At 60.2% G+C, this 12,885-nt stretch carries 15 protein-coding genes; 12 read left to right on the forward strand and 3 right to left on the reverse strand.

The genetic code is table 11. The features are described from left to right. Positions 1-52 precede the first annotated feature (52 nt). Positions 53-1,318, forward strand: coding sequence for a beta-ketoacyl-ACP synthase II (fabF, locus tag GOW09_RS02425; protein ID WP_171115377.1), 1,266 nt, complete (start codon positions 53-55; stop codon positions 1,316-1,318). After that, entirely contained in the window at positions 1,319-2,476 is a 1,158-nt protein-coding gene (gene mltG, locus GOW09_RS02430; protein WP_171115379.1) for an endolytic transglycosylase MltG, read from the forward strand. An 81-nt stretch (positions 2,477-2,557) separates the two neighbouring features. On the opposite strand, the gene GOW09_RS02435 is transcribed toward mltG, so the two are convergent. Together GOW09_RS02435 and GOW09_RS02440 are read right to left on the reverse strand one after the other, a co-directional pair. Continuing rightward, positions 2,558-3,823: a DEAD/DEAH box helicase gene (locus tag GOW09_RS02435; RefSeq protein ID WP_171115381.1), complete on the reverse strand. Its 1,266-nt coding sequence runs from the start codon at positions 3,821-3,823 to the stop codon at positions 2,558-2,560. A gap of 326 nt (positions 3,824-4,149) precedes the next feature. Continuing rightward, the gene (locus GOW09_RS02440; RefSeq protein WP_171115383.1) at positions 4,150-4,686 is read right to left on the reverse strand and encodes a winged helix-turn-helix transcriptional regulator; all 537 of its coding nucleotides are present in this window, start codon (positions 4,684-4,686) and stop codon (positions 4,150-4,152) included. Between the two features lie 40 nt (positions 4,687-4,726). On the opposite strand from GOW09_RS02440, the gene GOW09_RS02445 reads away from it, so the two are divergent. Together GOW09_RS02445 and GOW09_RS02450 are read left to right on the forward strand one after the other, a co-directional pair. Then, entirely contained in the window at positions 4,727-5,104 is a 378-nt protein-coding gene (locus tag GOW09_RS02445; protein WP_171115385.1) for a VOC family protein, read from the forward strand. Between the two features lie 596 nt (positions 5,105-5,700). After that, positions 5,701-6,927: a DNA-packaging protein gene (locus GOW09_RS02450; RefSeq protein ID WP_171116502.1), complete on the forward strand. Its 1,227-nt coding sequence runs from the start codon at positions 5,701-5,703 to the stop codon at positions 6,925-6,927. A 63-nt stretch (positions 6,928-6,990) separates the two neighbouring features. On the opposite strand, the gene GOW09_RS02455 is transcribed toward GOW09_RS02450, so the two are convergent. Then, the gene (locus tag GOW09_RS02455; RefSeq protein WP_171115387.1) at positions 6,991-7,536 is read right to left on the reverse strand and encodes a hypothetical protein; all 546 of its coding nucleotides are present in this window, start codon (positions 7,534-7,536) and stop codon (positions 6,991-6,993) included. 239 nt (positions 7,537-7,775) lie between these two features. On the opposite strand from GOW09_RS02455, the gene GOW09_RS02460 reads away from it, so the two are divergent. From GOW09_RS02460 to GOW09_RS02495, 8 genes are all read left to right on the forward strand, one after another. Further along, a complete protein-coding gene (locus GOW09_RS02460) occupies positions 7,776-8,936 on the forward strand; it encodes a phage portal protein (RefSeq protein WP_171115389.1) in 1,161 nt (386 codons plus the stop codon). Continuing rightward, the gene (locus GOW09_RS02465) at positions 8,929-9,147 is read left to right on the forward strand and encodes a hypothetical protein (protein WP_152458319.1); all 219 of its coding nucleotides are present in this window, start codon (positions 8,929-8,931) and stop codon (positions 9,145-9,147) included. The genes GOW09_RS02460 and GOW09_RS02465 overlap by 8 nt, the downstream gene beginning before the upstream one ends. Positions 9,148-9,173: 26 nt before the next feature. Beyond that, on the forward strand, positions 9,174-9,719 hold the full coding sequence (locus GOW09_RS02470) for an HK97 family phage prohead protease (RefSeq protein WP_171115391.1): 546 nt from the start codon (positions 9,174-9,176) through the stop codon (positions 9,717-9,719). A gap of 34 nt (positions 9,720-9,753) precedes the next feature. Then, entirely contained in the window at positions 9,754-10,932 is a 1,179-nt protein-coding gene (locus GOW09_RS02475) for a phage major capsid protein (RefSeq protein ID WP_171115393.1), read from the forward strand. A gap of 170 nt (positions 10,933-11,102) precedes the next feature. Continuing rightward, positions 11,103-11,702, forward strand: coding sequence for a head-tail connector protein (locus GOW09_RS02480; RefSeq protein WP_171115395.1), 600 nt, complete (start codon positions 11,103-11,105; stop codon positions 11,700-11,702). Next, a complete protein-coding gene (locus tag GOW09_RS02485) occupies positions 11,699-12,037 on the forward strand; it encodes a phage head closure protein (RefSeq protein WP_171115397.1) in 339 nt (112 codons plus the stop codon). The genes GOW09_RS02480 and GOW09_RS02485 overlap by 4 nt, the downstream gene beginning before the upstream one ends. Beyond that, a complete protein-coding gene (locus GOW09_RS02490; protein ID WP_171115399.1) occupies positions 12,034-12,447 on the forward strand; it encodes a DUF3168 domain-containing protein in 414 nt (137 codons plus the stop codon). The genes GOW09_RS02485 and GOW09_RS02490 overlap by 4 nt, the downstream gene beginning before the upstream one ends. A gap of 20 nt (positions 12,448-12,467) precedes the next feature. Further along, positions 12,468-12,881 carry a phage major tail protein, TP901-1 family gene (locus GOW09_RS02495; RefSeq protein WP_170343937.1) on the forward strand — a complete coding sequence of 138 codons (414 nt, stop codon included), beginning with the start codon at positions 12,468-12,470 and terminating at the stop codon, positions 12,879-12,881. The last annotated feature ends 4 nt before the right edge of the window (positions 12,882-12,885 follow it).

Genomic DNA, 12,885 nt, shown 5'->3' on the forward strand with positions numbered 1-12,885 from the left:
CGGGCCGGGGTAAGAGCGGTTCTCATAACAGGAAGCAGGCAAGAGGCACTTCATGCGCAGAGTCGTTGTAACCGGTCTTGGATTGGTCACTCCTTTGGCCAGCGGGGTCGAGGAAACCTGGTCGCGGCTGCTGGACGGAGAGTCCGGCGCTGGTCCCATCACGCATTTTGATGCGGAAGGCAGTGGTGTCGCCACGACCTACGCTTGTGAGGTGCCCCGCGGGGATGGAACCGACGGGACCTTCAATCCCGATGACTGGATGCCGCCGAAAGAGCAGCGCAAGATTGAGGACTTTATCCTGTATTCCATCGCAGCCGCAGAAATGGCCTGCAAGGATGCGAACTGGTTGCCGGAAGATGAAGAGGACCGCCTGCGAACAGGTGTTCTGATCGGTTCTGGCATCGGGGGGTTGGGTTCGATCGCGAATACAGCCAATCTGATCCGCGACAAGGGCCCGCGCCGGGTTTCACCGTTCTTTATTCCGGGCGCTCTGATCAACCTGGCATCAGGTCAGGTGTCGATCCGGCACGGCTTCAAGGGGCCGAACCATTCGGTCGTGACGGCGTGTTCCACCGGTGCCCATGCAATCGGTGACGCCAGCCGTATCATTCGGGCAGGTGACGCAGACGTCATGGTTGCAGGTGGCGGCGAAGGCTGCATCTGCGAAATCGGCATCGCCGGGTTCAACGCATGCAAGGCGTTGTCGACCAAATATGCAGACAACCCGAAGGCGGCCAGCCGACCCTATGACGTTGATCGCGACGGATTCGTCATGGGCGAAGGTGCGGGCATCGTCATCCTGGAAGAGTATGAACACGCAAAGGCCCGCGGTGCGAAGATCTACGCCGAGGTGCTGGGCTATGGCATGTCGGGCGACGCATATCACATCACGGCACCGTCCGAGGATGGTGACGGGGCAGAACGTTCGATGAAAGCCGCGTTGCGCAGCGCCGGGCTGGAGCCGAAGGACTTGGACTACATCAACGCCCATGGCACTTCGACCATGGCGGATACGATCGAACTGGGTGCGGTCGAACGTCTGCTGGGAGACCACGCCGCGAACGCCACCATGACGTCGACCAAATCGGCAACCGGTCACCTTTTGGGTGCAGCGGGGGCGATCGAGGCAATCTTCTCGATTCTGGCGATCCGCGATCAGGTCGCACCTCCGACGATCAACCTGGACAACCCCGCGGTGGAGACACCGATTGATCTGGCCCCGAACGCCAAGCGTGAGCGAGAGATCAACGTGGCCCTGTCGAACTCGTTCGGGTTTGGCGGCACCAATGCCAGCGTGATCTTTGGAAAGGCCAACTAAATGTGGCGGGCCATTGCTTCGAACGCGCTGACCATTCTGGTGGTCGGCCTGTTCCTGATGGGTGGACTGATCCTTTGGGGGCAGACCCAGTACAAGGCCGAAGGCCCGCTTGAAACCGCGATCTGCCTTCAGGTCAGAAGCGGATCGAACATGACACGTGTCAGTCAGGAACTGGAAGAGCAGGGCGCCATCCGCAGTGCCACGATCTTTCGGATGGCCGCCGATTACACGGATCGGGCACAGCAGTTGAAAGCCGGCAGCTTCCTGGTGCGGGAAGGCGCGTCGATGGAGCAGATCATCGACGAAATTACCAGCAGCGGTGCCAGCACCTGCGGATCCGAGATTGAGTATCGTATCGGTGTGACGCGTGCTCAGACCCGTGTGCGCGAGTTGAACCCGGCGACCCTGGATTTCGTCGAAATCGCGTCGTTTGATCCCTCGGAAGACGAGGTGCCTGAGGCCTATACCGAGAAACGCAACGAGGCGGACACCCGCTACCGCGTGTCGCTGGCCGAAGGTGCGACCTCGTGGCAGGTGGTCCAGGCGTTGAAGGCGTTCGACGCTTTGACAGGTGAGGTGACCGAGATCCCGGCCGAAGGGATGCTGGCGCCTGACAGTTACGATGTTGTGGCGGGCCAGGACCGTACCGACATTTTGCAGGCGATGCAGGACAAGCAACAATTGCGGATCAATGCCGTTTGGGAGAGCCGTCAGGACGGGTTGCCGCTGCAAAGTCCCGAAGAAATGCTGATCCTTGCGTCGATCATCGAAAAGGAAACCGGAGTTCCGGAAGAGCGCGGGCAAGTGGCCAGTGTTTTTGTGAACCGGCTGAAACAGGGGATGCGGTTGCAGACGGACCCGACCGTCATCTATGGCGTCACCAAAGGGCAAGGCACGTTGGGGCGCGGGCTGCGCCGCAGCGAGCTGAACCGACCAACCCCGTGGAACACCTATCAGATAGACGGTTTGCCGCCGACGCCGATTGCCAATCCGGGCTTGGCCAGCCTTGAAGCTGCTGTTGCGCCGGATGACACGGATTTCGTGTTCTTCGTTGCCGATGGCACGGGCGGCCATGCATTTGCCGAAACCTTGCAGGAGCATAATCGCAATGTCGCCAAATGGCGCGAGATTGAGGCAGAGCAGAATTCGGGGAATTGATCTGAACGAAAAATGGTTTCGTTCATCGTGTTGCGCCAACGCCGGTCATTGAACCGGCGTTGGCTTTTTTGTGTTCCGATCTTAGGCCGCCGGACGTTTGCCGCGTGGGCGACGCCGTTTGTTTGCTGCGGGTTTTGACCCCGCGTCGGCGGATTTGGGTTTGAACCCCCGGCGACGGTTGTTCGGGCGGCGCGCCGGTTTTTCAGGTTGCACAGCTTCGGGCATCGCGCCACTGGCAACTGGAATCTCGATCTTCATTAGCTTTTGAATCTGGCGCAGCAGATCAACTTCTTCCGCGGAACAGAAGGCGATGGCTTCGCCCTCGCGCCCTGCGCGGGCAGTGCGGCCGATACGGTGGACGTAGTTGTCAGGTACCTCGGGCAGGTCGAAGTTGATCACGTAGGCGACGCCCGGGATGTCGATGCCTCGGGCGGCAACGTCGGTGGCCACCAGAATGTTGATGTCACCCGCGCGGAACGCCTTGATCGCGCGATCACGCTGACCCTGGCTTTTGTTGCCGTGGATGGATGCGGCGTTGTAGCCATCGGCCACAAGCCCTTTCATCAGCCGTTCCGCGCCATGTTTGGTGCGGGTAAAGACCAGTGTCAGGGCATCCATGTCCTTCGACAGGATGTCACGCAGCTTGGCTGGTTTCCCGGGTTTGGAGACGAAGTGCAGAGATTGCGTAATCTTGTCTGCGGCTTTGCCCGGAGGCGAGACCTGCACCCGCTGCGGGTTGGTCAGGTAAGCGCGGCTGAGCTCTTCCATCTGCTTCGGCATGGTGGCCGAAAACAACATGGTTTGGCGTGGGGTGCCCAGGGCAGGAGCGATTTTTCGCAGTGCATGGATAAAGCCCAGGTCAAGCATCTGGTCTGCTTCGTCCAGCACCAGATGGCGTACCGCTCCGAGGTTTACCGCGCCCCGCTCCATCAGATCTATCAGGCGGCCCGGTGTGGCGACCAGAATATCGGTGCCACGGGAAAGGAACATTATCTGCTTGTTGATCGATTGGCCACCGACAACGGTGGCCACGCGCAGCTTGGTGCCCTTCGTCAGGGTGCGCAGGCTGTCGGCGATCTGGTTCACGAGTTCGCGGGTGGGCGCCAGGATCAGTGCCTTGGCGGTTTTCGGGTCGGGCTTGCCGGGTTGGGCCAGAAGGTGATCGATCAGAGGCAGGCCGAAAGCCAATGTCTTTCCGGTGCCGGTTTGCGCCAGTCCCAGAATGTCGTGACCATTCAGAGCAAGCGGAATCGCCTGGTTCTGGATCGGTGTGGGTTGAGTGAAATTGGCGCGTTTGAGTGCCTCGTTCAGTGCCGGGGCAAGGCCCAGCATATCAAAGTCGAACAAATAACTATCCTTTACAGCCCGGAGCGTTGGCCCGCGGACAGGTCATGAAGGGTCGCGCGTTGGCGACCGGCAGGGGTTGTGCGAGACCTCGGAACGAGCAGGTGCATCCTGCGCCATCCGGCCGTCGCGTCAAGAACCCTGCGTGATGGGGAACTGGAATGATGAGTTGGCGCTGTGGGGCGGACGAGGTCCGCTCGGGCTCACGCATCAGCGCTGTGATGTGGCGGACATGAGGGTTTCGCAATGGAATGTCAAGCACTGGTAAGTCTTCTGGTGGTCTTCTGAGTTGAAAGAGGCACTGTTCGCGGCACCGGACTGCCATTGAATTAGTGCGTTAAACCAACGGCCCTGTTGATCGCCATTCCAGTATTCACGGCTTGATAGGTTGGAAATGGCATCCTCTCGGCTGTGTAAATGTCGCGTCGGATCCAGTTTTGTGCTTCCAACTGGTGAAGGGATGAGGACAGCGCCCGATCTGTAATAACCGCAAGACCTGATTTGATGGCCGAGAAACGATGCGGGGTGCCTGCCAACGCCAGAACTGGCACAGTCCATGATTTTCGTAGAAGTTTGATTTCATCCTCAGAGCGGGCGGTAGTAATTATCTTGCTGGCGACCGTGGCGGCCTGGGTTCCGAATGGCGTAAGTCGAAATTCTGGACGTAAAGGGTGCCCATGGCCGGGGTTTCTTTCGATCATTCCAAGTTCAATAAGATGAGAAAGGCTGGCTGCAAAGGCCGTTCGGCTTGCGTCGGTCGCTGCCAAAAGCGGGGCTTGCCGGCCCGGAACTTTGGCGTGCAGCAGAGCAAGAATTTTCAGGGACCAAGCCCGCGACGTCAGCTTGACAAGTGTATTTATGTCCATAAAGTATAGTAAATATATTTTTCAAAAAAGGAAAAGCCTTATGTCGCTCGTTTCATTGAAAAACACCATCACACTTGCGATGTCCGTTCGGGATCGACATGCCAGTGCGGAATGGTACGCCGCCAAGCTGGGATTTGAGCTTATCCACCACATTGATGAAGCGGGATGGAGCGAATTGCGAACCAATGTCGACCGTGTCACTTTGGGACTGGGCGAACAAGCCGAAGCCTCTCCGGGGAATTGCGTGCCTGTTTTCGAAGTCGCGGATATCGCGGAGGCGCGCGGAAAGTTGGAACTTGCGGGGGTGGAATTTGACGGTGAAACGGACACGATTGTGGGTATGGTCAGCACGGCAACGTTTTATGATCCGGATAGGAATGCGCTGATGCTGGCGCAGGATTTGACAGGCCAGAGCTGAGAGTAAGAGGTAAAGGAAAACTCAACACAGCGACCGCTGCGTGTTGCGTCGACGTTGCGCAACTCATTGACTTTGCGCACTTAATACCGTATAGCTTGTGACATGCTAGAGGAAGTGGGCAACGGCCCCGGGGCGACCCGGTGGCCGTTTTTTGCTTCTCTCGTGCGGAGAAAACTCACGCATGAGGTCACAGGCAAACATGACTTTGATTACCCCGGAAGAGCGGATTTCCCAGACGGCTGAATTGTTGCAGTCGCTTGAGAGGTCCATTCGCGATCTGCGGCAAGCGGCGGAAGACCTGCGCAAACAGATCGGAGCCGGGGAGGATGCAGATCTTGCTGGTTCAGCCAAGCAACTCGGGCAGTTAGAGGGGCTGATCCGAAGTTGTCAGAAAGTGGAGACAAGCTTTGTCGAACAACATCACAGACAAGCCGGAATTGCCCAAGGAGGGTACGCGCTCGATCTTGACCGAGCTCGGTTTGAAGTCGGGTGCAGGCTGGCTCGCCTCCGCGCCTGTTGCGGTGCAGAACAGATTTCTGAGTGAGATCGGGGAGGGAGGGCTGTGTGCCCTCCCTTTCCTGTTCGAATTCTGGGCGCTGCCGCATCAGCTGCCACCCGAGGGCGACTGGCGGTCCTGGGTGATCATGGGCGGACGCGGTGCGGGCAAGACACGCGCCGGGGCCGAGTGGGTGCGGTCGATGGTCGAGGGGTCTTTGCCATTGGATAAGGGCCAGGCCTGTCGGGTGGCTTTGGTTGGTGAGACCTTCGATCAGGTACGCGATGTGATGATTTTTGGCGATAGCGGGATTTTGCAATGCTCGCCGCCGGATCGTCGGCCGGTGTGGAAGGCATCCGAGCGCAAACTGATCTGGCCCAACGGGGCCGAGGCGCAGGCGTTTTCGGCGCATGATCCCGAGGGGCTGCGCGGCCCGCAATTCGATGCGGCATGGGTGGATGAGTTGGCCAAGTGGAAGAAGGCCGGCGAGACCTGGGACATGCTTCAATTTGCGCTGCGGTTGGGGGATCAGCCTCGGGTCTGCGTGACCACGACGCCGCGCAACGTGAAAGTGCTGAAGGATCTGCTGGCCTCGCCGTCCACGGTTCAGACCCATGCTCCGACCGAGGCGAACCGGGCCAACCTGGCGGCTTTATTTCTGGACGAGGTGCGCGCGCGTTATGCGGGCACGCGGCTGGGGCGGCAGGAGCTGGACGGGGTGCTGCTGGCCGATGCCGAAGGGGCGTTGTGGACAGGCTCGATGCTGGATGCGGCGCGGGTCGAGGCAGTGCCCGAGCTGGATCGCATCGTCGTTGCGCTGGACCCGGCGGTGACGGCGGGATCAAGCGCCGATGCCTGCGGGATCGTGGTGGTGGGCGCGCAATTGCAAGGCCCGCCCGAGGACTGGCGCGCCTATGTGCTGGCTGATCGGACGGTGCAGTGCGTTGGCCCGGCGGGCTGGGCGCAGGCGGCAATTGACGCGATGGACGAGTTTGGCGCAGAACGGCTGGTGGCCGAGGTCAATCAGGGCGGGCAGCTGGTGGAAGAGGTGGTGCGGCAGGTGGACCCTCTGGTCCCGTTCCGGGCGGTGCGGGCCTCACGTGGCAAGGTCGCACGGGCCGAGCCGGTGGCGGCGCTGTACGAACAGGGGAGGGTGCTCCATGTGGCCGGGCTGGACGCGCTGGAGGAACAGATGTGCCAGATGACCGCGCGCGGGTTCGAGGGGCAGGGCTCGCCCGACCGCGTCGACGCGCTGGTCTGGGCGCTGCATGAGTTGGTTGTAGGGCCCGCGGGGGCGTATCGGCGGCCGAGGGTGCGGAGGTTGTGAAGTTCATTCACTAACTTCTCAGCGCGCCGTACCAATGAAGCGAAGTCAACAGTTATGATCGTTCTATCCCGATAAGGCGCAATACTGGGCTTGATATTGGTGAAGCAGACTTAACAGCCGATGAGGCTGTTCAGCGTCTTGCAATTCGTTCATCCCGAACCAGTAAGATTTTTCGGGAGAAAACTCCATGGAACCGTAAAGGTCGCCTGTTCCATACGGAGTAGGACTATACGGTTCGATAAATCTAAACGCTATCTCCCCGAACTGAATATGCTCCGCCAGGCTGACAACACCCCAATCCGAGCTGTTGGGATCATTGGGGTCGGGTAGGTCAGTTCTCGCGAGATCAAAAGTGATGCCGAGAGTTCGTATGCCTTGAGCTGTCGTTTCTTCAGCCACGGCAGTCAGATTGCAGCCGCGCACATCAATATAGTTTCGAAAACGTATTTCAGGGAAGTATTCACGACTGCCAATCTTGTTTCCTCCCTCGATCCGTCGGGTCTCGGAAGATTTCTCTATTTCTTGAGCAAGCGATGATTGGGCGTCTTGCGCTAGTGAAATTTCAAGGGGAGTGAATACCAATAGGCTTGAAAATACTATGTTTCTCATAGGTTTCCCGACTTTATGTTTCTTCTTCTATAAAGGAGCGCGAAGCGAGATAGAATGATCACAACCGAAATTTTAGAACCAGTCGTTAAGTTTTGATTGGGCTACGCGTTACCAAGTGTGGATTTAGCTGTTTCCAACCGTTGCCCACCCCCCGTACGCTCCATTCCCGAGGCTTAAACGTCTTTCCCTCATAACTCCTTTCAACAAGCCGGGCAGAGCGGCGGCAGAAAGGAGCACAGATGGTATTCGATTTCTTGCGTCGTGGATCGGCTGAAGCGGCGCCCGAGGCAAAAGCAAGCGCGGCTGGGCCGGTGGTGGCGTGGCAGACGGGCGGGCGCGTAGCCTGGAGCCCCAGGGACGCGGTGTCGCTGACGCGGACGGGGTTTTCAGGGAACCCGGTGGGGTTTCGTTCCGTCAAGCTGATTGCCGAGGCGGCGGCGGCTTTGCCGTTGGTGTTGCAGGATCAGGCGCAGCGGTTTGATACCCATCCGATCCTGTCCCTGATGCGTCGTCCGAATGCGGCGCAGGGGCAAGCGGAGTTGATGGAGGCTCTGTTCGGGCAGTTGCTGCTGTCGGGCAATGCCTATGTCGAGGCGGTTCAGGCAGAGGAAGGCCTGCCGGTCGAGCTGCATGTGTTGCGCTCGGACCGGATGAGCGTCGTGCCGGGGGCGGATGGATGGCCCAAGGCGTATGACTATGCGGTTGGTGGCAAGAAGCATCGGTTTGCGGCGGAAGCCATCTGCCATATCAAATCGTTCCACCCTCAGGATGACCACTATGGGTTCTCGCCCATGCAGGCGGCTGCGATGGCGATTGATGTACATAACAGCGCGTCGCGATGGTCGAAGTCGCTGCTGGACAATGCGGCGCGGCCTTCGGGGGCTTTGGTCTGGAAGGGTGATGGCCACGGGGTGATGGGCGAAGATCAGTTCCGGCGTCTGTCAGACGAGATCGAGGCGAACTATCGCGGGGCGCGCAATGCAGGCCGTCCGATGGTTTTGGAAGGGGGGCTGGATTGGAAGCCGATGGGGTTCTCTCCGTCCGATATGGAGTTTCAAAAGACCAAGGAAGCCGCCGCCCGTGAGATCGCGCTGGCCTTTGGGGTCCCGCCGATGCTGCTGGGGATCCAGGGCGATGCGACCTATTCGAACTATCAGGAGGCCAACCGGGCGTTTTATCGCCTGACCGTGTTGCCCCTGGTGACGCGGGTGGCGGCGGCGGTGTCGGAGTGGCTGGTGGGCTTTACCGGTGAGGATTTGATGCTGAAGCCCGATCTGGATCAGGTGCCTGCGCTGTCCGCAGAACGGGATGCGCAATGGGCGCGGGTCAACGGGGCCGACTTCCTGACCAACGCCGAGAAGCGTGCCTTGCTGGGCCTGCCGGAGCGTGCGGATGGGTGAGGGGTATCCCTCGTTCGAGTGCGCGCCGGGTCTGCGTCTGGCCGCGCATGAGCGGGTGGCCGAGATCCAGCATGCACATCTGTGTCGGCGTCTGGATCAGATCGAAGAGATGATGGAGCGGCTGGAGCGCCGGCTGTGGCTGACGGTTTATGGCGTGGCGGCGGTGATTCTGGCACAGGCGTTTCAATCTCTCTTGGTGGTAGCGCCATGAGTTCAATGGGTTACGTGGAGAAGTTCATGGATTTGGAACATAAGTTCGCACGGTTCGGCGACGGTTTGTCGGTTACGGATGATGCGGTAATCGAGGGCTATGCCAGCCTGTTTGGGCAGGTCGATCAGGGCAGTGACGTGGTGCAGCGTGGCGCCTATCGCGGTTCGCTTGACAGGTTGGCCAGGGCGGGGCAGCGCGTCAAGATGCTGTGGCAGCATGATCCGGCGCAGCCCATCGGCGTGTGGGACGAAGTACGCGAGGACGACAAGGGCCTGTGGGTCAAGGGGCGTCTGCTGGAGAGCACGCAGAAGGGCCGCGAGGCGGCAGAATTGATCCGGGCAGGTGCGATGGATGGTCTGTCGATCGGCTACCGCACCAAACGGGCCGTGAAGAATGACAGGGGCCAGCGGGTCCTGACCGAACTGGAGCTGTGGGAGGTGTCATTGGTGACCTTCCCGATGCTGCCCAGTGCGCGGGTGGCGGCGAAGGGAAGGACACCTGACGCCGAGGAGGCCCTGCGCTGTATTGCCGACGTATTCAACGATGCCCGGCAGGAGCTGGCGCGGAACTAGCGCGCCTCAAAACCACTCAGAACAGGACATGCTGATGAGCAAGACCGAAACCCCGGCCTTGACCGGAGAGGGTGCGCCCCTGGTTCATGAGGTGAAGCAGGCGATGGCTGGCTTCGTGAATGAATTCAAGGGCCTGAAAGCCGAAGTTAACACCAAACTGCAACAAACAGAAGAGCGACTGACCATGCTGGATCGTAAATCAACCATCGCGGCACGCCCGCATCTTGCCGCTTCGATCGAAGACGGAGCCCCGCATCAGAAGGCATTTGACGCCTATGTGCGGTCCGGCGAAGATGACGGGCTGCGTGGCCTCGAGATGGAGGCCAAGTCCCTGTCAACAGCGGTCAACAGCGATGGTGGCTATCTGGTTGATCCGCAGACTGCCGAGACGATCAAGTCGGTTTTGAACTCGACCGCCTCGATCCGTTCGATTGCATCGGTCGTGAATGTCGAGGCAAATTCGTTCGACGTGCTGATCGATCACACCGATGTAGGTGCGGGCTGGGCTGACGAAAACTCGGCCACAGCGGAAACCGGAACATCGTCGATCGATCGCATCTCGATCCCGCTGCACGAGCTGAGCGCGCTGCCCAAAGCGTCGCAGCGTCTGTTGGATGACAGCGCCTTCGACGTCGAGGGCTGGCTGGCCGGGCGCATTGCCGACAAGTTTGCACGCGCCGAGGCGGCCGCATTCATCAACGGCGATGGCGTCGACAAGCCCAAGGGGTTGATGATCCACCGAGCGGTTCCGAATGATGGCTGGTCCTGGGGCAGCCTTGGCTATGTCGCGACCGGTATTGATGCGGGTATTGATGCGGATGCGATTGTCGATGTGGTTTATGCGCTGGGCGCGCAGTACCGGGTCAACGGGACCTTCGTGATGAATTCGAAGACCGCAGGTGTGATCCGCAAGCTGAAGGACAGCGATGGCCGCTTCCTGTGGTCCGATGGTTTGGCCGCAGGTGAGCCGGCGCGTCTGATGGGGTATCCGGTTCTGATCGCCGAGGACATGCCGGATGTGGCAACCGACAGTTTCTCAATTGCCTTTGGTGACTTCCAGGCTGGTTACACCATTGCCGAGCGTCCTGATCTGCGCGTGCTGCGCGACCCGTTCAGCGCCAAGCCACATGTCCTGTTCTACGCGACCAAGCGCGTCGGCGGCGATGTCAGCGATTTTGCTGCGATCAAGCTGGTGAAATTCGGCACCGCGTAACGCGGGCTGAATCCGGGGGGCCCTAGCCCCTCGGACGGCGGGCGCGGGCCGGAGTGAGATCCTCTGCGTTGTCTAGCTGCTCCCCTCCGTCCGAGCAACGTGGGGCGGCGCGTGCCCGCCATTTTCCAAGGATGGGGCCCTGGAGGGGTCCGAGATTGCGGAGTGAGTGGATGATGTTGATCGAAGAGACCGCCATCGCGGATGCGGCGCTGCCGGTGGATCAGTTCAAGGCGCATCTGAGGTTGGGCACGGGCTTTGCCGAGGATGATGTGCAGAATGAAGTGTTGAAGGGGTTCCTGCGGGCCGCCATTGCGGCGATCGAGGCGCGCACTGGCACGGTTCTGATCACACGGGATTTCTCGTGGAGTTTGAACAGGTGGCGCGACCCGTCGGGCGAAGTGCTGCCTGTGGCCCCGGTGGTTTCAGTGCAGGCCGTGACGCTGACTGACAAGCAAGGAGCCGAAACAGTTGCGGACGCCGCGACCTATCGCCTGGAGCATGATAGTCAGCGGCCCCGGATCCGCCCATTGGGATCCAGCCTGCCTGCCATCGAAACGGGTGGTTCCGTAAAGATTTCGTTTGTCGCGGGGATGGCGCAGGATTGGGGCGGGTTGCCTGCCGATCTTGGGCAAGCCGTGCTGCTGCTGGCGGCGCATTACTATGAATACCGGGATGAAACCTCATTGGGCGCTGGATGTATGCCCTTTGGTGTCACCAGCCTGATCCAGCGCTATCGCATGGTGCGTTTCGGGGCGGGGGTATCGCAATGAATACGCCGCATCTGAACCGTAAATTGGTGCTGGAGGCGCCGATGCGAAGTGCTGATGGGTCGGGGGGCTATACCGAAACATGGGCCGCGATGGGGACGCTATGGGCCGAGGTGACGGCGCGCAGTGGGGCCGAACGGCAGATCGCCGGAGCGTCCGTTTCGCGTGTCGGGTACCGCATCGTGGTACGCGGAGCGCCCATGGGATCTTCGGTGCGCCCCGCGCCAGATCAGCGGTTTCGCGAGGGAAATCGCTGTTTCGTAATCCGGGCCGTGGCCGAGCATGACCCGCGCGGCAAGTTCCTGACCTGTTTCGCAGATGAAGAGGTGGCGGCATGAGCTATGGCGTTTCCGCCGCTTTGCAGGCGGCCGTGTATCAACAGCTTTCAGCGGACGCAGCAGTCAGCAGCCAATCGGGGGGCGCGATCTATGATGCCGTACCCGCGGGAACCGTGCCGCAGACCTATGTGACGCTGGGCCCCGAAGAGGTGCGGGGCGCGTCGGACCAAACAGGCGCGGGCGCGATACACCGCTTCACCGTTTCGGTGGTGTCCCAGGAGGCAGGGTTCGGTGCTGCCAAAACACTGGCGGGCGCGGTGTGTGACGCGCTGGAAAATGCGCCACTCAACCTGGTTCGCGGGCGTTTGGTGGGGCTGTGGTTCGAGCGGGCCTCGGCCCGGCGCACCGGGACCGGCGGCACCATCCGCCAGATCGACCTGAAGTTCCGCGCCAGCGTGGAAGATGACTAAGCAATCAACGGAGAGAGCACATGGCTGCCCAGAACGGAAAAGACCTGTTGGTCAAAATGGATATGAACGGTACCGGCCTGTTCCAGACCATCGCGGGGCTGCGAGCCACGCGCATAAGTTTCAATGCTGAAAGTGTGGATGTCACCAGTCTGGAAAGCCAGGGTGGATGGCGCGAGCTTTTGTCCGGGGCGGGGGTCAAATCGGCTTCGATCTCTGGCTCTGGCGTGTTTAAGGATGCTGGCACGGATGAACGCGCGCGGCAGTTGTTCTTTGATGGCGAAACTCCGGCCTTTCAGGTCATCATCCCTGATTTCGGGATTGTAGAAGGCCCGTTCCAGGTGACCAGCATCGAATATGCGGGCTCGCACAACGGTGAGGCGACCTATGAGATGAGCATGGCCAGTGCCGGTGCTCTGACCTTTACGGCGCTTTGATCCG

This window comes from Ruegeria sp. HKCCA5463 (assembly GCF_013034175.1).
Lineage (GTDB): Bacteria > Pseudomonadota > Alphaproteobacteria > Rhodobacterales > Rhodobacteraceae > Ruegeria.